This window comes from Variovorax sp. GW821-FHT09D04, from assembly GCF_059416405.1.
The window spans coordinates 48210-65304 of record NZ_JBWKPA010000011.1 but is presented as its reverse complement, the minus strand read 5'-3'; the positions used below and the strand labels follow the sequence as shown (position 1 = coordinate 65304).

Below are 17095 nucleotides of genomic sequence, written 5' to 3'. Positions count from 1 at the left end.
AGCCCCGCCCATGACCACCCACACGCCCTCCGCCGCAGCGACCGTGATTCCCCCCGCCCCCGCGCGCTGGAAGCTCTGCGACATCGACGCCCTGCTGCGCGCCGGCGACTACGCCGCACTCGACCAGCGGCTCGACGACGCGCTGGCCGCCAGCTTTCAAGACCGCGACGAGGAAGAGCGCTACTACGGCGCCTTGCCCGACGACCTGGCCGGCTGCACCGCCGACGGCGCCGAAGGGCTGGCCCGCCTGGCCGCGTGGCAGGCCGCCCGCCCGCAATCGGCCCACGCCTGGCTCTGCGAAGCGCACTACTGGTACCACTGGGCCTACGAGTACCGCGGCTCGGGCTGGGCCAGCACGGTCACCGCGCTCGGCTGGGAATGCGCCCATGCCTGCGCCACGCGCTGCGCCGTGGCCGCCCTGCGCGCACTGACGCTCGCGCCCACGATGTGGACCGCCTGCGCCCTGCTGCTGCAGAGCACCTCGGCCTTCAACGAGCCCGACTGGCTGACCGAGCTGGTGCGCAGCGGCCGCTGGCCCGACAAGCCGCTGCAGCACGACTTCTCCCTGGACGACGATGCGGCCACCCGCGACGAGCTGCTGGCGCAGCTCGCGCGCTCCGGCCTGGCGCACGACGAGCGCGTCGCCTGTCCCGAGGCCGTGCCCACCGCCCTGCCCTCGCCCGTGCAGGGCCGCAAGGTGATCAGCGGCACGTCCTACTGGATTCATGCCACGCTGCACGTGCACCCGCGGCTGTTCTTCTTCATGCGCCAGTGCGTCTGGTTCCAGCAGCCGCGCTGGGGCGGCAGCCACGAGCGCGTGCGCGCCTTCATCGCCTCGCCCGCCTGCGCCCACCTGAACGACGTCGAGAAAGACCGGCTGCGCCACGAGATCTGGCGCGACGAATACCAGGGCAACGCGGTCGACAAGGACGAAGACCCGGCCGAAGCGCAGCAGCGCATGGCCGCCACGCGCCAGCGCGCCCAGGAGGCGCTCTACCCCTACCACCGCTGGGAAACCCTGCGCTGGCTGGCCGTGAGCCACTACATGCTCGACCAGCACGCCGAAGCGCTGGCCTGCCTGCGCGAGGCCGAGAGCCACCACCCCATCGACGACGACTACGCGATGAACATGGCCGTGCACGTCGCCCTGGAGCAGGACCCCGGCGGCCAGTGGCTGGGCCAGGCCATCTGCAACAGCGCCAACGCCTACGAATGCAACACCGCGCTGATCCTGCACGGCTACTGCAGCCTGAAGGGCGCCTTCGGCTTCGTGCCCAACGCGGCGACCGGCAACGCCTGGCTGGCGGCCGCGCGCGAACGCAACGCCGGCACCGAGAACTGGGACGACCTGGCGCGCGCACTGTGGCGCGTGCCGCGCAACCAGGAAGCCTTCGAGATCCTGGAGATGGGGCTGGCCGCCGGCGACACCTCATGCCTGCTCACGCTCGGCATCTTCCACGCGGGCGGCGAGCACGGCACCAAGGACCGGCAACAGGCGATGCACTGCTACGGCCAGGCGGCACAGGCCGGCAACAGCGTCGCAGCCTACAAGCTGGGCTACCTCTGCCACGACATGGCCTGGGAAAACGCCACGCCCGCGGCGCAGCGCCCCGCGCTGCAGGCGCAGGCGGTCGAGGCCATGCTGAAAGCCCGCGAGCTGGGCCACGACGACGCCACCGAGGGCGCGTTGATGTTCATCAGCGACCTGTCCGATATCCCCGTGCGCCACCGCCACCTGGACTTCGTGCGCGAGCACGCGACCAACGGCGACGCCATCGCCATGGCCACGCTGTCGACCCTGCTGGCCGACGCCAACGACAAGGTGCTCTACAACTACCGCGAGAGCGTGCGCTGGATCATGGGCGCGCAGGCCGTGGCGCCCGAGGACGAGTTCGTGGTGAACGTCACCAAGAACACCCACCAGGACGGCTTCCTGTCGTCCACGCTCTACAAGCTCACGCGCCGGCAGATCAAGGCGCACGAGATCCCGGGCGGCGACAACGCGATGGTCTGACGGCTACCGAGAAAGCGCCGGCAAGGCCTTCGCCAGCGTCTCGCTGAAGGCGCGCATCGCCTCGGTCTCGTGCGTGCCGCGCTTGGTCAGGCGAAAGAAGTCCATGCCCACGCGCGGCTTCAGCAGCACGTCGGTCTTCACGCGGTGACGGCGGCAGGCCGCGAGCGCGAAGGTGGGCATCACGGCGGTGCCGAAGCCGGCCTCGACCATCGAGATCAGCGTGCCGAAGAAGTTGAAGGCGGGCCGCTGCGCGTCGGCCAGCCCGATCTCGCCGAGCTGTCGTTCGATCACCTTCTGGATCGGGTTGCCGGGCGGCAGGCCGATCAGCGTGGCGCCGCGCAGCGCGGACCAGGGCGCGGTGCCGACCGGTTCGCCGTCGGCCGTGGCCTGCGTGACCCGCATCAGCTCGAAGCGCCCCACGGGCGTGCGGTCGAGCCCCGTCGCCGCCTTGAAGAAAAAGCCCAGGCCGAGGTCGGCCTCGCCCGCGGCCACCATCGCTTCCACGTCGCGCAGGTCGGCGTCGAAGAGGCGCAGCACGACCTGCGGATGCGCGGCGCGAAAACTCGCGAACACCCAGGGCAGCAGGTGCGAGGACACCAGCGGCGTGGCCGCGATGCGCAGCGTCTGGCGCGCCGCATCGCCCTCGGCGCCGAGTTCGGCGGCCACGTCATCGAGGTCGGTGACGAGCCGCTCCACCACCGGCAGCAGCCGGCGCCCGGCCGGCGTGAGGCTCACCATGCGCGTGGTGCGGTCGAACAGGCGGCAGCCGAGCTGCTTCTCCATCTCGCGGATCAGGATGCTCAGGCCGGCCTGGGTGATGTGCGCCTGCTCCGCCGCGCGGGTGAAGTTGCCGATGCGCGCCACCTGCAGGAAGGCGCGCATCTGGCGCGTGGTCAGGTTCATAAGGATTCATGATAAATCCATATCACATCTAAATTTCCCATATACCTCGTTTGCGGTCCCAATACGGACCCCATGAGCACCGCACCTAACGAAGTCATCATCCTCGGCGCCGGCATCGGCGGCCTGACCCTCGCCCTGAGCCTGCACCAGGCCGGCATCGCCTGCCGCGTGTACGAGGCCGTGCCCGCGCTGCGCCCGCTCGGCGTGGGCATCAACCTGCTGCCGCATGCGGTGCGCGAGCTGTCCGAGCTGGGCCTGCTCGACGCGCTCGACGCCGTGGGCGTGCGCACGCAGGAGGCGGTCTTCTTCACCGAGCACGGCCAGCTGGTGTTCCGCGAGCCCGCCGGCCAGCACGCGGGCTACGACTGGCCGCAGTACTCGATCCACCGCGGCGACCTGCAGACCGTGCTGCTGAACGAAACCTTGAAGCGCCTGGGCCCCGACAGCGTGCAGTGCGGCCACCGCTGCACCGGCGTCGAACAGGACGCCGACGGCGTGACGGTGCACTTCGCCGACGGCCGCGCGCCGGTGCGCGGCGCGGTCGCGGTGGGCTGCGACGGCATCCACTCGGCGCTGCGCAAGCAGCTGTATCCGAACGAGGGCGCGCCGCGCTATTCGGGCATCAACATGTGGCGCGGCACCGCGGCCTGGAAGCCCTTTCTCTCGGGCGGCAGCATGGTGCGCGCGGGCTGGCTCACCGTCGGCAAGATGGTGATCTACCCGATCCGCAACGACATCGACGACCAGGGCCGCCAGCTCGTGAACTGGGTCGCCGAGATCCACGCGCCCCAGCCCGCGATGCGCGACTGGAGCCGCGCCGGCCGCCTCGAGGACTTCCTGCCCGCCTTCGCCGACTGGCACTTCGACTGGCTCGACGTGCCCGCGCTGATCCTGGCCTCGGACACCATCCTGGAGTACCCGATGGTCGACCAGGACCCGCTGCCGCGCTGGAGCCACGGCCGCCTCACGCTGCTGGGCGACGCCGCGCACCCGATGGTGCCGCGCGGCTCCAACGGCGCGGGCCAGGCGATCATCGACGCGCGTTTTCTCGCCGGTGCGATGAAGCGCGAGGGCGTGGGCATCGCTGCGCTCGAGACCTACGACCGCGTGCGCGTGAAGGCCACCACCGACGTGGTGCTGACCAACCGCAGCAACCCGCCCGACACCATCCTGCGCGAGGTGTTCGAGCGTTCGGGCGGCCGGCGCGTCGAGAACCTCGACGCGATCGTCACGCAGCAGGAACTGCAGGCGATCTCCGACCACTACAAGCGCGTGGCCGGCTACGACCCGGCGGCGCTGAAGGCGCGCGCGTCGTACCTCTGAGCGCCGGCACATTCACAGATCAAGACGGAGACAAGACCCCATGAGATTTCTGACCCGGACCTTCGCCACCCTGCTGGTCGCGGCCAGCGCCGCCGCGGCCCATGCCTGGCCCGACCAGCCGGTGACGCTGGTGGTGCCCTACACGCCCGGCACCGGCATCGACCTGATCGCACGCCAGCTCTCGGCCCGCCTGCCCGCCGTGCTCGGCCAGCCGGTGATCGTGGAGAACCTGGCCGGCGCGAGCGGCAACATCGGCAGCGAGAAGGTGGCGCGCGCCAAGCCCGACGGCTACACGCTGCTGGTGCAGGTCAACACGCTGGTGATGAACAAGGGCCTGTACAAGTCGCTCGCCTACGACCCCGTGGCCGACTTCACGCCGGTGTCGCAGACCTCGTGGGGCACGCTGCTGCTGGTGACCAACCCGTCCACCCAGAAGGCGGGTTCGCTCGCGCAGCTGGTGGCCACCGCCAAGGCCAACCCCGGCAAGCTGACCTACGCCACGCCCGGCGTCGGCACGCCGCACCACCTGTCGATGGCGCTGCTGATGCAGGGCACCGGCACCGACCTGCTGCACGTGCCCTACAAGGGCACGGCCGGTGCCGTCACCGACCTGCTCGGCGGGCGCATCGATGCGATGTTCCTGCCGGTGCACGTGGCGCTGCAGCACATCCAAGCCGGCAAGCTCAAGGCGCTCGCCACCGGCAGCGGCCACCGCCTGCCGCAGCTGCCCGACGTGCCCACCCTGGCCGAGGCCGGCGTGACCGCCGACAACGTCGACATGTGGTACGGCGTGCTCGCGCCCAAGGGCACGCCGGCCAACGTGGTGGCACGGCTCAACACGGAGATCGCCGCGGTGCTGAAGTCGCCCGAGGTGGCGAAGTCCTTCGAGTCGCAGGGCATGGTGCCCGCCAGCTCGACGCCGGCGGCGTTCGGCGCGCTGATCCAGAAGGACGCGCAGCGCTGGGCGACGGTGGTGAAGAAGGGGAACATCACCGCCGACTGAGCGCGGCGGGAAGCGCAGCTACTTGCGCGCAGCCGCCCGGTACAGGTTCTCGACCTTCGGCACGTTCGCCTCGAGCTTGGCGATGCGGTCCGGCCCGCTCGGGTGGGTCGACAGGAAGCTCAGGCCGCCCTGGTTCTTGGAAGCGGTGGCCATCTTCTTCCACAGCGACACCGAGGCCTGCGGGTCGTAGCCCGCGCGCGCGGCGAGCTCCAGGCCCACGAGGTCGGCGTCGGTCTCGTCGCTGCGGCTGAACTTCAAGGTGATGAGCTGCGTGCCGGCGCGCGCCGCGAGGTCGCCGACCTGGCCGAGCCCCAGCAGTTGCGCGCCGATGGACAGCGCCGCGCCGGTGCCGACGCTCTTGGCCATGCGCGCGCGGGCGTGCTCGCGCAGCGCGTGCGCCATTTCATGGCCCATGACCATCGCGACCTCGTCGTCGCTCAGCTTGAGCTGCTCGAGGATGCCGGTGAAGAAGGCGATCTTGCCGCCGGGCATGCAGAAGGCGTTGATCTGCTTGCTGCCGATGAGGTTCACCTCCCACTTCCACTCGCGGGCGCGGGTGTTCCACGGCAGGGCGAAGGGAATGAGCCGCTGCGCGATGGTGCGCAGGCGCTGCAGCTGCGGGTTGCCGTCACCGGCCAGTGCGCCCTTGGCGCGCGCCTGTTCGAGCAGCTGGCCGTACTGCTGCACGCCGGCCGCCTCGATCTGGTCGGCGGGCACGAGGTTGCGCGCCACCGAGGCGTTGCCGACGTTGACCTGCGCCAGTGCCGGTGCGCTCAGCGCGGCACCGGCGGCGGCCAGCAGGAAGGCCCGGCGCGGGTTCCAGGCCGAGGCTTCGGAGAGGGCGGAAAGGGGGCGTTCGCATCGTGTGCACATAGGTGCCCGGATGATAGGAACAAATGGAGACGAGCGGGCGCGTCGATGTCCTCCATAGCTCATGGACAATCCCCCACTCATGTCCGCACCGCCCGCCGAACCCACCCAAGCCCCCGCGAGCGCCGCCCTGCCCTGGCGCGACGCGCTCAAGGTCTACCTCGAACCCGCCACCCTGCGCATGCTCGCGCTGGGCTTCTCGGCCGGCCTGCCGCTGCTGCTGGTGCTGGGCACGCTGAGTTTCCGGCTGCGCGAGGCGGGCATCGACCGCACCACCATCGGCTACCTGAGCTGGGTCGGGTTGGCCTATGGCTTCAAGTGGGTCTGGGCGCCGCTGGTTGACCGGCTGCCGCTGCCGCCGCTGACCACGCTGCTCGGACGCCGGCGCGGCTGGCTGCTGCTGGCGCAGGGCATGGTGATCGTCGGGCTCGTCGGCATGGCGATGAACGACCCGCGCCTGGGGCTGCAGCCGCTGATCTGGTGCGCGCTGCTGGTGGCCTTCGGCTCGGCCACGCAGGACATCGCGCTGGACGCCTTCCGCATCGAATCGGCCGAGACGCGCAAGCAGGCCGCGCTGGCCGCCGCCTATCAAACGGGCTACCGGCTGGCGATGATCTGGGCCGGCGCCGGCGTGCTGTGGGTCGCGGCCTGGGCCGAGGTGGCGCCCGCCGTGGCCGTCACCGGCGCGGCGGCCTACCAGAACGGCGCCTGGAAGACGGCCTACCTCGTCATGGCGGCCTCGATGGCGGTCGGCGTGCTCACGGTGCTGCTGTCGCCCGAACCGGTGCGGCGCGTGCTGCCGAAGGCGAAGAACGCGGGCGAATGGCTGCGAAGCGTGCTGATCGAGCCTTTTGCTGACTTCATCCGCCGCTACAAGTGGCAGGCGGCGCTGATCCTGGCGCTGATCGCCATCTACCGCATCAGCGACGTGGTGATGGGCATCATGGCCAACCCCTTCTACGTGGACATGGGCTTCACGAAAGACCAGGTGGCCACGGTCAGCAAGATCTACGGCGTGATCATGACGCTGGTGGGCGCCTTCGTGGGCGGCGTGTTGTCGATGCGCCTGGGCGTGATGCGGGTGCTGATGCTGGGCGCCGTGCTGAGCGCCGCGAGCAACCTGCTGTTCGCCTGGCTGGCCACGCGCGGGCACGACCTGACGGCGCTGATCGCGGTGGTCTCGGCCGACAACCTGGCCGGCGGCATCGCCTCGGCGGCCTTCATCGCCTACCTGTCGAGCCTGACCAACATCAGCTACTCGGCCACGCAGTACGCGCTGTTCAGCTCGCTGATGCTGCTGCTGCCGAAGTTCATCGCCGGTTATTCGGGCGCGTTTGTCGACGCCTACGGCTACAGCACCTTCTTCACCGCCACCGCGCTGCTGGGCGTGCCGGTGCTGCTGCTGGTGGCGCTGGCCTCGCGCATGGCGGCCCGCACAGGCGACGGCGAGCGTCAATAGGGCCTGCGCCGGAGCTGTCATCTATAGGAAACAGCCGACGCAACCTGATACGCAACGCTGGTAGGCTGCGACATTCATTGCGTGAAAATTGCGCTTTCCCGCTTTTTCTTCTGTCGCCGACGCCCTTTCGCCTGTCGCCTGCTCCCACATCCATCGTGCCGTCCCGAATTTCTCCCCTTCAAATCAGTGCCTACACGGCCACCTCGGCCGTCGGCGTCGGCAAGGAAGCGCACGCCGACGCACTCGCGCACTCGCGCAGCGGCCTGCGCGCCAACGATTTCGGCGAAGCGCCGTTGCCGACCTGGATCGGCCGCGTCGACGGCCTGGAAGACGTGCGCCTGCCCGAGTCGGCCGCGTTCTGGGACTGCCGCAACAACCGGCTGGCCTGGCTGGGCCTGCAGGCCGACGGCTTCCTCGAGGCGGTCGCCGCCGCGCGCCAGAAGTACGGTGCCACGCGCATCGCGCTGGTGCTCGGCACCTCCACGGCCAGCATCGGCGAGACCGAGCTGGCCTACACGCAGCTCGACGCCGACGGCAACTTTCCGCCGGACCAGCGCCGCGCGGCCGTCCACACGCCGCATTCGCTGGCCATGTTCGTGCAGCAGGTGCTGGGCATCGACGGCCCGAGCGAGACGATTTCCACCGCCTGCTCGTCCAGCGCCAAGGTGTTCGCCTCCGCCGAGCGCCTGATCCGCCTGGGCCTGGCCGACGCGGCCGTGGTCGGCGGCGCCGACACGCTGTGCGGCAGCGTGCTGTTCGGTTTCAACTCGCTGGAGCTGGTCTCCACCGAGCCTTGCCGCCCCTTCGATGCCGACCGCAAGGGCATCAGCCTCGGTGAGGCAGCCGGCTTTGCGCTGGTCGAGCGCGTGCAGGCGGGCGAGAGCGCCACTCAGCTGCTGGGCTACGGCGAAGCGAGCGACGCGCACCACATGTCGACGCCGCACCCCGAGGGCCTGGGCGCCGAGCGCGCACTCGACGACGCGCTGGCGCGCGCGGGCCTGGCTGCCGACGCCATCGACTACATCAACATGCACGGCACGGCGAGCCAGAAGAACGACGAGGTCGAGGGCGCGCTGGTGGCGCGCCGCTTCCCGGCGCGCACGCACGCCAGTTCGACCAAGGGCTTCATGGGCCACACGCTGGGCGCCGCGGGCATCGTCGAGGCCGTCGTCTGCCTGCTGGCGATCGAGCGCGGCCTGATGCCGGGCACGGTCAACACGCGCACGCTGGACGACGGCTTCGGCCCGCAGATCAAGCTCGAACCTGCGACGGGCGAGGTGCGCTACGCGCTGTCCAATTCCTTCGGCTTCGGCGGCAACAACTGCGCGCTGGTCTTCGGCAAGGCGGTGGCCGCATGAACACGCCACCGACGCTCTACATCGAAGGCCCCGCCTTCTGGACCCCCACGCTGCCCGGCTGGGAGGCCGCGCGCGCGGCCTTCCGCGGCGAAGGCGCGCTGGCCGATCCGCCTGCCAAGCGGCCCTCGCCGCAGGTGCTGGCCCCGGCCGAGCGCCGCCGCGCGCCCGACACCGTGGCGCTGGCGCTCGAAGTGGCCGCCGCGGCCATCGCGGGCGCCGACCGGCCCGCGGCCGACGTGCCCTGCGTGTTCACCTCGGCGCACGGCGACCTGTCGATCAACGACTACATGTGCAGCACGCTCGCGGGCGACCCGAAGATGCTGTCGCCCACCAAGTTCCACAACTCGGTGCACAACGCGGCCGTGGGCTACTGGACCATCGGCACCGGCTGCATGGCGGCCAGCAACGCCGTCTCGGCCTACGGCCACAGCTTTGCCGCCGGCCTGCTCGAAGCGGCCGTGCAGTGCGCAGCCGACCAGACGCCGGTGCTGCTGGTGGGCTACGACGCCCCCACGGTCGGCGCGCTGGCCTCGGTGACCGACAGCCGCGGCCTGCTGGCCGTGGCGCTGGTGATCGCACCCGAACGCACGGCCCGCACCGTGGCCAGCCTCGACTGGTCGCTGGTCGGCGACGCCGCCGGCACAGCGACGGCGCCGCGCTCGGCCGCCGCCGCCACGTTGAAGGACATCAACCCGATGGCCGACGCCCTGCCCCTGTTCGAGGCGCTGGCCCAGGCTCCGGGCAGCGCCGATGCGCCCATCGACCTGCCGCTGTCGGCCGCGCTGGCCCTGCGGCTGCGCCTGCAGTCCGCGGGCTGACCGGCCTGCGCCCGGGGGCGGCGGTGCGTGTTGACACACGCAACCGCGCCCCGGTACGTCATCATTGCCGCATGGCGCCCACGCAACCTGGGCGAGGCGCTATGTTTTTCGCAGCGATCCAGGTTGACAGGGCGATGCTGCGTTTACCCAACTTTACGGAGCGTTCAAGCCCGCTTGCTCCCGGTGAACGACCATGAAGCGCATGAGCACCCCCCAACTCCTGATGATCGAAGACGACGCCCGCCTGGCGCAGATGGTGGGCGAGTACCTGACGCAGTCGGGTTTCGCCTTCAACCACGCCGGCGACGGCGCCACCGGCCTGGAGCAGCTGCAGCAGCACGCGCCCGACCTGGTGATCCTCGACCTGATGCTGCCCGACACCGACGGCCTCGAGGTCTGCCGCCGCATCCGCGCCCTGCCCGGCCCGCTGGCCAAGGTGTCGGTGTTGATGCTCACGGCCAAGGGCGACCCGATGGACCGCATCATCGGCCTGGAGATCGGCGCCGACGACTACCTGCCCAAGCCCTTCGAGCCGCGCGAGCTGCTGGCGCGCATCCGCGCCGTGCTGCGCCGGCGAAGCGAGAACGCCACCGAGGCCGAAGCCTCCACGGTGATGCGCTTCGGCACGCTGGAGATCGACCGCAACGCGCGCACCGTGTCGGTGGCCGGCGCGCTGGCCGACCTCACCTCCTACCAGTTCGACCTGCTGGTGGCCATGGCCGAGCGCGCGGGCCGCGTGCTCACGCGCGACCAGATCATGGAAGCCGTGCGTGGCCGCGAGCTCGAGGCCTTCGACCGCTCGATCGACGTGCACATGGGCCGCATCCGCGCGGCCATCGAGGTCGACGCGAAGAACCCGAAGCGCATCCTGACGGTGCGCGGCGTGGGCTACGTGTTCGCCAAGCAACAGGACTGACCAGGACCGCCCCGCGATGCTGCGCAGCCTCTACCGCCGCCACCTCTACGTCCGCATCTGGCTCGCGGTGGTCGGCGGCGTGGTCATCCTCACGCTGATGGCCAACTGGATCGTGCGCGTGGCCGCCGAGGCCGAACGCGAACGCCTGGCGCCGGTGCCGCGCGAGGTGGTCGTGCTCGACAGCCAGGACCGCACCATCGGCACCGGCAAGGCCATGCGCGTGCCCGGCCAGGGCCTGGAGTTCGATGTGCAGCTGAGCGACGGCCGCGACATGACATTGCGCGTGGCGCCGCGCGAGCGCCCTACCGGCACCGGCGGCTTCGCGCCCTGGCGCACCCCGTTCGGGCTGGGCTGGATGATTGCGCTGGTGGGCGTGGCGGTGGCGCTGGGCGTCTACCCGATCGTGCGGCGCATCACCCAGCGGCTCGAGACCCTGCAGCGCGGCGTGCAGCGCTGGGGCGAGGGCGACCTCTCGGCGCGCGTGATCGAGGAAGGACAAGACGAAGTGGCCGATCTCTCCAAGCGATTCAATGCCTCCGCCGAACGCATCGAGCAGCTCGTGCGTTCCCACAAGTCGCTGCTGGCGAACGCCTCGCACGAGCTGCGCTCGCCGCTCACCCGCATCCGCATGGGCCTGGAACTCATGGGCGATCAGCCCAGCCCGGCGGCGCGCGAGGAAATCTCGCGCAACATCGGCGAGCTCGACCAGCTCATCGACGAGATCCTGCTGGCCAGCCGGCTCGACGCCAGCGAGGCCGACATGGGCACCATCGAAGCCGTCGACCTGACCGGTCTGGCCGCCGAAGAGTGCGCGCAGGTGAACGCCGAACTCGACCTGGCCGAAGGCACCGACAACGCCACGCTCACCGTGCCGGGCGTGTCGCGCCTGCTGCGCCGCGCGATCCGCAACCTGCTCGAGAACGCCCGCCGCTACGGCGCCGGCGAGATCAGCGTCGAACTCGGCAGCGCCGGCGGCTACGCCACGGTGCGCGTCAACGACCGCGGGCCGGGCGTGCCGGCAACGCTGCGCGAACGCATCTTCGAGCCCTTCTACCGCCTGCCGGGCGCCAGCGAGCGCAACGGCGGCGTCGGCCTGGGGCTGGCGCTCGTGAAGTCGATCGCCGAGCGCCACGGCGGCTCGGTGCGCTGCGAAGACCGGCCGGGTGGCGGCGCGAGCTTCGTGATCTGCCTGCCGGCCAAAGGCACCATCGCCGCACCGCACTGACGCCCGCGGACGCGCAGGGTCAAGTCAGGTTCGGGCAAAAGCCCCCACCTAAAATCCCGGCCCTATGCAGAGATCGCACATCGTTCGGCCCGCGGCCATGTTCTGGGGGCTGGTGGTGTTCATGCCGGTCGGCGTCACCTACCTGTCGGCCATCGTGCTGCTGCTTGCCCTGCTGGTGGGCGGCGGCTTGCGCGAGCGCTATGCAAGGCTGCGCGCCAACCCGCTGTGGTGGCCGGTGGTCGCCTACGTGGCGTGGACCTTCATCGTGCTGGCCGTGCGGCCGCACTACCCCGAGACCCCCTCCAACCTGTTCCACGGGCTGCGCATCGCCTTCACCTTCCTGATGGCGATGGCGCTCACGCGCGAAGAGGCGCTGTGGGCGCTGCGCGGCTTCCTCCTGATCGCGGCGCTCAACATCGTGCTCATCGTGCTGCACTACAGCCTGGGCTTTCCGGTACCAGGCGCGCTGCGCGGCGTGGTGATGGAAGTGGGCAACAAGTCGATCAGCAACGCGCTGCTGTTCAGCATCGTCGCGGCCAGCGCGGCGGTCTACGGGCTGTCGCAGATCACGGGGCACCGGCCCCTGCGCGCACTGGCGGCCTTCGCGCTCGTGCTCGGGCTGGGCGCCGTCGTCGCGCTGCCGCTCACCTCGCGCACCTCGGTGCTGGCGCTGCTGCTGGTGATTCCGGTGGTCTGCCTGCACCAGTGGAAGAACCACCTGAAGGCGCTGTCGGCCGCGCTGATCCTGGGCGCGGTGGTGATCGGCGCAAGCCTGTACCAGCTGCCGCAGCTGCAGCAGAAGGTCGAAACCGGCATCGAGGAACTCGAGAAGGCGCAGACCGGCGCCGTGTTCCACGGCAGCTGGATCATCCGCTACTACATGTACCGCGACACCGGCGCCATGATCGCCGACCAGCCCGTCGCGGGCTGGGGCATCGGCGGCTGGACCGACCAGTGGCACAAGCGCGGCCCGGCGCTGTTCGCCGACTCCAACATGCCGCACAACGACTTCCTCTGGGTGGGCGCGCAGAGCGGTATCCCGGGCATCCTGAGCCTGCTGGCGATCATGCTCGTCGCCGTCTGGCAGGCCTGGCGCCGGCCCGACATCGCCGGGCGCTACGCGCTGGCCGCCACGCTCATCGCGCTCATCGCGTCGAGCGTGAACTCTGCCATGCGCGATGCGCAGATCGGGCTGGCCGTGCTGTGGATCGCGATGGTCTACCTGCGGCTGGCGCAGGAATCGCAGGACCCCGATCCGTGGCGCGGCCTGTGGCCGAGGGCCCAGCGAAGCTGAAACGAAAAAACCGGCCGCAAGGGCCGGTTTCTTTTTTCCGCCTGGCCGCTCAGTGGCGGCTGGACACGGTCTCGCCCGCCTTCAGGCGGTACACCGTGCCGCAGTACGGGCACTTGGCTTCGCCGGTGCGCGCCACGTCGAGGTAGACCTTCGGGTGGCTGTTCCAGAGCTTCATGTCGGCCTTGGGGCTGGGGCAGAACACGCCGCCCTGGTGGTTGAGCTCCTTCGCGAGGAGTTCGACGACTGCATTGGTGGACATGTTGTTCCTCAGACCTTCGTGAGCCAGTGGGCGTACTTGGGGTTCTTGCCGTTCACGATGTCGAAGAAGGCCGACTGGATCTTCTCGGTGACCGGGCCGCGCGCGCCGCCGTCGCCACGGTTGCCGATCTCGATGCGGTCGAGTTCGCGGATGGGCGTGACTTCAGCGGCGGTGCCGGTGAAGAAGGCCTCATCGGCCACGTACACCTCGTCGCGCGTGATGCGCTTTTGCACCAGCTCGATCCCCAGGTCCTTGCAGATGTGCAGGATGGTGTTGCGCGTGATGCCGTTCAGGGCGCCGGCCGACAGGTCGGGCGTGTAGACCACACCGCCCTTGACCACGAACACGTTCTCGCCCGCGCCTTCGGACACGAAGCCGCTCGCGTCGAGCAGCAGTGCTTCGTCGTAGCCGTCGTCCAGCGCTTCCATGTTGGCGAGGATCGAGTTGGTGTAGTTGCTCACCGTCTTGGCCTGCGTCATCGTGATGTTGACGTGGTGGCGGGTGTAGCTGGAGGTCTTCACGCGGATGCCGCGGCGCATGCCCTCTTCGCCGAGGTAGGCGCCCCACGACCAGGCCGCGACCATGGCGTGGATCTTGTTGCCCTTGGGGCTCACGCCCAGCTTCTCGGAGCCGATCCAGATCAGGGGGCGCAGGTAGCAGCTCTCGAGCTTGTTCTCGCGCACGACCTGCTTCTGGGCTTCGTTCAGCTGTTCCTGCGAGAACGGGATCTTCATGCGCAGGATCTTGGCGCTGTTGAACAGGCGCTCGGTGTGCTCGGCCAGGCGGAAGATGGCGGTGGCGCCGTCGGCCGTCTTGTAGGCGCGCACGCCCTCGAAGGCGCCGCAGCCGTAGTGCAGCGTGTGGCTCAGCACGTGGATCTTGGCGTCGCGCCAGTCCACGAGTTCGCCGTCCATCCAGATCTTGCCGTCACGGTCGTCCAGCGAGGGGGGGATCGAGCTCATTTCCTGATTCCTTTGGGAGCGGTGTGGGGGTGCGACCCACTGGGAAGTCGCAAAAGCTTTCGATTTTACGGCCGAGCCCGGAACCGGGTGCCCGACAATGGCCGGTTGTGCCAACCAGTGGAAAAAGGGTTCCCGTGTCCGTATTCAAGAACGTCATCGTCTATCGCATCGAACCTGCCTGGTCCCAATCACTGACCGAGGCAGAAGAAGGGCTCGGCAAGCAACGCTTCGTGCCTTGCGGCCCCTCGCAGGAAAAGTCCGCCGGCTGGGTCGAGCCGCGCGGCGAAGCCAACGGCCCGTTGGTCGAATCCATCGACGGCCAGTGGCTGGTCGAGTACATGATCGAGAGCAAGCAAGTCCCCGGCTCCGTGGTGCGCCGCAAGCTCGACGAGCGCTGCGCCCACATCGAGACGACCACCGGCCGCAAGCCCGGCAAGAAGGAAAAGAAGGAGCTCAAGGAAGACATCACCCTGGAGCTGCTGCCCATGGCCTTCACGCGCAGCGCGCGCGTCACGGTGTGGATCGACAAGGCGGAGAACCGCCTCGTGATCAACTGCGGCAATGCCGCGCGCGCCGACGAAGTGGTCACCAGCCTCGTGAAGTCGCTCGACGGCTTTGCCGTGGCGCTGATCAACACGCAGATCGAGCCGGCCGCCGCCATGGCCAACTGGCTGCTGACGCAGGAGCCGCCGGCCGGCTTCAGCATCGACCGCGAGTGCGAGCTCAAGGCCTCCGACGACTCGAAGGCCGTGGTGCGCTACGCCAAGCACGCGCTGGACATCGACGAGGTCAAGCAGCACATCACCGACGGCAAGCGACCGACGCGCCTGGCGCTCACCTGGGACGACCGCGTGTCCTTCGAACTCACGCACGGCCTGCTGATCCGCAAGATCACCTTCCTCGAAGGCACGGGCGACGGCGCGGCGGGTGGCAAGAAGGAAGACAACTTCGACGCCGACGTGGCCATTGCCACCGGCGAACTCGGCCAGCTGGTGCCGGCGCTGCTCGATGCGTTGGGCGGCGAGGCGGCGTTCTCGGCGGCACCGCCGGATGAAGCGCCGAAGGCTGCGGCCACCGCGCCTGCGGCGCAGGCCGACACGCCCGAAGAAGAAGACGCGCCGTTCTAAGTAAGGCTAAGGCGAAGCGCCCGCGCCGCCTTCAGGCCGCGGGCGTTTCTTCGTCAGCCGACGCCTCGGGCCGCGTGAGCGTCCAGCTCTGCAGCTTGCCGCCGTTGAACACGGTATCGACGTAGGAGCCGCCGGCGTCGGTCCAGCGGTACAGCTCGGGCTGCTCGTTCTCGGGCGAGCGCTGTTCGCCGAGCGCGCGCGTCATCGCGATGACGTGCATCAGCGTCACGCCGGGCTTCAGCTTGGCGTTGAGCATCACCGAACTCGCCACCGTACCGATGGGCCGGTCGGCGGCCCGCTTGAGCACCTGCATCGTGCGGTTGAAGTGCATCAGCAGGAACATCACGATCGCACCGCCGGCGAACGCCACGCCGGCCCATCCGTATTGGTGCCAGGACAGGCCGAGGAGAACGACGGCCCCCACGGGCACCAGCAATTTCTGGAAATTCATGGGGCGCATTGTCGCCGCCCGGTGGAAGGCCCCCGCAGGCCGAGGCAGTTGCCCCAGGGGTCGCGCACCTGCGCCATGTGCTCGTCGCCCTCCAGCCGCAAGGGGCCGCGGTACAGCGGCGCGCCGCAGGCCTCGAGATGGGCCAGCGCCGCATCGAAGTCGGCGACGTTCCGGTACACGACCGAGCCCGAGGCACCGGCGCCGACCTTCGCGTCGGCCGGCACGAGTTCCAGCAGCACACCGTGGACCGACAGGCACTCGAAGGCTGGCGAGCCGATCGACATCGGCACGGCATCGGGGAAGGCGTCGGCGTACCAGCGCAGTGCCGCGTTCACATCGGTGACGTGGACCATGACGGCGGCAATGGGCGGTGCGGTGGATTTCATTCGGCGACAGCGGGAAACGGCCCGCGATTGTGCGGCCCCGACCCCGTCGCAGTAGCCGCCGTGGCTACCGCCGGGCGCAGAAAGCGGTACTCCCGGCGAAAGGCACGCGGTGCCGGGGCGGGTGCGGGCACATTTCGCCGCACGGGCATCTGCCCGGGCCACCGAGAAACGCATGAACATCCCGCGTTCCGTCACCTTCGTTCGACTCACCCTTGCCGCCACACTCGCGGGCACCGTCCTCAGCGGTTGCTACGTGGTGCCACTCGGACAACCCGCTCCCGTCGCGCCGTCGCAGCAAAGCTACGCCGTGGCACCGGGGCCTGTGTCACAGACCTTCAGCGCGCGGCTGTATCCGTCGAACGCCGAAGCCGCGCGCTACGGCGCCGTCGGGGGCACGGTGACCAACGACATGAACGGCCGCGGCCACTTCAGCGCACAGATCGGTGCCGAACAGTTTCAGGGAGAGGCGACCCGCGTGGCCGGCTCGCGCACCACCGGCGTGGCGAACGCCACCGGCAGTCGCGGCGGCAACCTGAGTTGCCAGTACACGATGAACTCCGCCACCTTGGGCAGCGGCCAGTGCGTGCTCAACAACGGGCCGGCGTTCACGATGCACATCGGAAGCTAAGCAAAGAACACAGAAGGCCAGGGAGGCCAGGGAGGCCAGGGAGGCCAGGGAGGCCAGGGAGGCCAGGGAGGCCAGGGAGGGTAGGCCCGGCGCGTGTCC

The 17095-nt window shown here is 69.8% G+C and carries 17 protein-coding genes; 11 read left to right on the top strand and 6 right to left on the bottom strand.

Annotated elements, in window-relative coordinates; genetic code table 11:
- Window positions 1-10 precede the first annotated feature (10 nt).
- Window positions 11-2014: a DUF4034 domain-containing protein gene (locus AC07O4_RS26525; protein WP_495306088.1), complete on the top strand. Its 2004-nt coding sequence runs from the start codon at window positions 11-13 to the stop codon at window positions 2012-2014.
- 3 nt (window positions 2015-2017) lie between these two features.
- Here the strand turns inward: AC07O4_RS26525 and AC07O4_RS26520 are convergent, their stop codons facing one another.
- Window positions 2018-2917, bottom strand: a complete 900-nt coding sequence (locus AC07O4_RS26520) for a LysR family transcriptional regulator (RefSeq protein WP_495306087.1) — start codon at window positions 2915-2917, stop codon at window positions 2018-2020.
- Between the two features lie 72 nt (window positions 2918-2989).
- Here AC07O4_RS26520 and AC07O4_RS26515 point away from each other — a divergent pair, with 72 nt between their 5' ends.
- Both AC07O4_RS26515 and AC07O4_RS26510 read left to right on the top strand, forming a co-directional pair.
- Window positions 2990-4240, top strand: coding sequence for a flavin-dependent oxidoreductase (locus AC07O4_RS26515; protein ID WP_495306086.1), 1251 nt, complete (start codon window positions 2990-2992; stop codon window positions 4238-4240).
- Window positions 4241-4280: 40 nt separating this feature from the next.
- The gene (locus AC07O4_RS26510; RefSeq protein WP_390347288.1) at window positions 4281-5243 is read left to right on the top strand and encodes a tripartite tricarboxylate transporter substrate binding protein; all 963 of its coding nucleotides are present in this window, start codon (window positions 4281-4283) and stop codon (window positions 5241-5243) included.
- A gap of 18 nt (window positions 5244-5261) precedes the next feature.
- Here AC07O4_RS26510 and AC07O4_RS26505 read toward each other — a convergent pair whose 3' ends face one another.
- Window positions 5262-6116 (bottom strand): M48 family metallopeptidase, encoded by an 855-nt coding sequence (locus AC07O4_RS26505; RefSeq protein ID WP_070063492.1) that lies wholly within the window; start codon window positions 6114-6116, stop codon window positions 5262-5264.
- A 61-nt stretch (window positions 6117-6177) separates the two neighbouring features.
- On the opposite strand from AC07O4_RS26505, the gene AC07O4_RS26500 reads away from it, so the two are divergent.
- The 6 genes from AC07O4_RS26500 to AC07O4_RS26475 all read left to right on the top strand — a co-directional run bounded on the left by AC07O4_RS26500 (window position 6178) and on the right by AC07O4_RS26475 (window position 13183).
- On the top strand, window positions 6178-7572 hold the full coding sequence (locus tag AC07O4_RS26500; protein WP_070063493.1) for an AmpG family muropeptide MFS transporter: 1395 nt from the start codon (window positions 6178-6180) through the stop codon (window positions 7570-7572).
- A gap of 155 nt (window positions 7573-7727) precedes the next feature.
- Entirely contained in the window at window positions 7728-8930 is a 1203-nt protein-coding gene (locus AC07O4_RS26495; RefSeq protein ID WP_174254409.1) for a beta-ketoacyl-[acyl-carrier-protein] synthase family protein, read from the top strand.
- Entirely contained in the window at window positions 8927-9748 is an 822-nt protein-coding gene (locus AC07O4_RS26490) for a beta-ketoacyl synthase chain length factor (protein WP_495306085.1), read from the top strand. The genes AC07O4_RS26495 and AC07O4_RS26490 overlap by 4 nt, the downstream gene beginning before the upstream one ends.
- A gap of 193 nt (window positions 9749-9941) precedes the next feature.
- Window positions 9942-10664, top strand: a complete 723-nt coding sequence (locus AC07O4_RS26485; RefSeq protein ID WP_062476797.1) for a response regulator — start codon at window positions 9942-9944, stop codon at window positions 10662-10664.
- Between the two features lie 16 nt (window positions 10665-10680).
- A complete protein-coding gene (locus tag AC07O4_RS26480; RefSeq protein ID WP_495266467.1) occupies window positions 10681-11889 on the top strand; it encodes an ATP-binding protein in 1209 nt (402 codons plus the stop codon).
- 64 nt (window positions 11890-11953) lie between these two features.
- A complete protein-coding gene (locus AC07O4_RS26475) occupies window positions 11954-13183 on the top strand; it encodes an O-antigen ligase family protein (RefSeq protein WP_495306084.1) in 1230 nt (409 codons plus the stop codon).
- Between the two features lie 49 nt (window positions 13184-13232).
- Here AC07O4_RS26475 and AC07O4_RS26470 read toward each other — a convergent pair whose 3' ends face one another.
- Together AC07O4_RS26470 and AC07O4_RS26465 are read right to left on the bottom strand one after the other, a co-directional pair.
- Window positions 13233-13442 carry a zinc-finger domain-containing protein gene (locus tag AC07O4_RS26470; RefSeq protein ID WP_007836801.1) on the bottom strand — a complete coding sequence of 70 codons (210 nt, stop codon included), beginning with the start codon at window positions 13440-13442 and terminating at the stop codon, window positions 13233-13235.
- Between the two features lie 8 nt (window positions 13443-13450).
- On the bottom strand, window positions 13451-14404 hold the full coding sequence (locus AC07O4_RS26465) for a branched-chain amino acid transaminase (protein WP_095949799.1): 954 nt from the start codon (window positions 14402-14404) through the stop codon (window positions 13451-13453).
- A gap of 134 nt (window positions 14405-14538) precedes the next feature.
- On the opposite strand from AC07O4_RS26465, the gene AC07O4_RS26460 reads away from it, so the two are divergent.
- A complete protein-coding gene (locus AC07O4_RS26460) occupies window positions 14539-15531 on the top strand; it encodes a recombination-associated protein RdgC (RefSeq protein WP_447740217.1) in 993 nt (330 codons plus the stop codon).
- Window positions 15532-15562: 31 nt separating this feature from the next.
- Here AC07O4_RS26460 and AC07O4_RS26455 read toward each other — a convergent pair whose 3' ends face one another.
- On the bottom strand, window positions 15563-15991 hold the full coding sequence (locus AC07O4_RS26455; protein WP_495306083.1) for a glycerate kinase: 429 nt from the start codon (window positions 15989-15991) through the stop codon (window positions 15563-15565).
- Window positions 15979-16368 carry a VOC family protein gene (locus tag AC07O4_RS26450; protein ID WP_495306082.1) on the bottom strand — a complete coding sequence of 130 codons (390 nt, stop codon included), beginning with the start codon at window positions 16366-16368 and terminating at the stop codon, window positions 15979-15981. Before AC07O4_RS26450 ends, AC07O4_RS26455 begins: the two co-directional genes overlap by 13 nt.
- Before the next feature lie 172 nt (window positions 16369-16540).
- Between AC07O4_RS26450 and AC07O4_RS26445 the strand changes: the two genes are divergently transcribed.
- Complete coding sequence (locus AC07O4_RS26445; protein WP_495306081.1) at window positions 16541-16996, top strand: hypothetical protein; 456 nt, start codon at window positions 16541-16543, stop codon at window positions 16994-16996.
- Window positions 16997-17095: the final 99 nt, after the last annotated feature.

Bases quoted from the DNA above. Each gene is read 5' to 3' on its own strand.
- AC07O4_RS26470 (WP_007836801.1), bottom strand. From the start codon at position 13,442: ATGTCCACCAATGCAGTCGTCGAACTCCTCGCGAAGGAGCTCAACCAC.
- AC07O4_RS26525 (WP_495306088.1), top strand. From the start codon at position 11: ATGACCACCCACACGCCCTCCGCCGCAGCGACCGTGATTCCCCCCGCC.
- AC07O4_RS26485 (WP_062476797.1), top strand. From the start codon at position 9,942: ATGAAGCGCATGAGCACCCCCCAACTCCTGATGATCGAAGACGACGCC.
- AC07O4_RS26500 (WP_070063493.1), top strand. From the start codon at position 6,178: ATGGACAATCCCCCACTCATGTCCGCACCGCCCGCCGAACCCACCCAA.
- AC07O4_RS26505 (WP_070063492.1), bottom strand. From the start codon at position 6,116: ATGTGCACACGATGCGAACGCCCCCTTTCCGCCCTCTCCGAAGCCTCG.
- AC07O4_RS26480 (WP_495266467.1), top strand. From the start codon at position 10,681: ATGCTGCGCAGCCTCTACCGCCGCCACCTCTACGTCCGCATCTGGCTC.
- AC07O4_RS26450 (WP_495306082.1), bottom strand. From the start codon at position 16,368: ATGAAATCCACCGCACCGCCCATTGCCGCCGTCATGGTCCACGTCACC.
- AC07O4_RS26520 (WP_495306087.1), bottom strand. From the start codon at position 2,917: ATGAACCTGACCACGCGCCAGATGCGCGCCTTCCTGCAGGTGGCGCGC.
- AC07O4_RS26515 (WP_495306086.1), top strand. From the start codon at position 2,990: ATGAGCACCGCACCTAACGAAGTCATCATCCTCGGCGCCGGCATCGGC.
- AC07O4_RS26510 (WP_390347288.1), top strand. From the start codon at position 4,281: ATGAGATTTCTGACCCGGACCTTCGCCACCCTGCTGGTCGCGGCCAGC.
- AC07O4_RS26455 (WP_495306083.1), bottom strand. From the start codon at position 15,991: ATGCGCCCCATGAATTTCCAGAAATTGCTGGTGCCCGTGGGGGCCGTC.
- AC07O4_RS26475 (WP_495306084.1), top strand. From the start codon at position 11,954: ATGCAGAGATCGCACATCGTTCGGCCCGCGGCCATGTTCTGGGGGCTG.
- AC07O4_RS26465 (WP_095949799.1), bottom strand. From the start codon at position 14,404: ATGAGCTCGATCCCCCCCTCGCTGGACGACCGTGACGGCAAGATCTGG.
- AC07O4_RS26445 (WP_495306081.1), top strand. From the start codon at position 16,541: ATGAACATCCCGCGTTCCGTCACCTTCGTTCGACTCACCCTTGCCGCC.
- AC07O4_RS26490 (WP_495306085.1), top strand. From the start codon at position 8,927: ATGAACACGCCACCGACGCTCTACATCGAAGGCCCCGCCTTCTGGACC.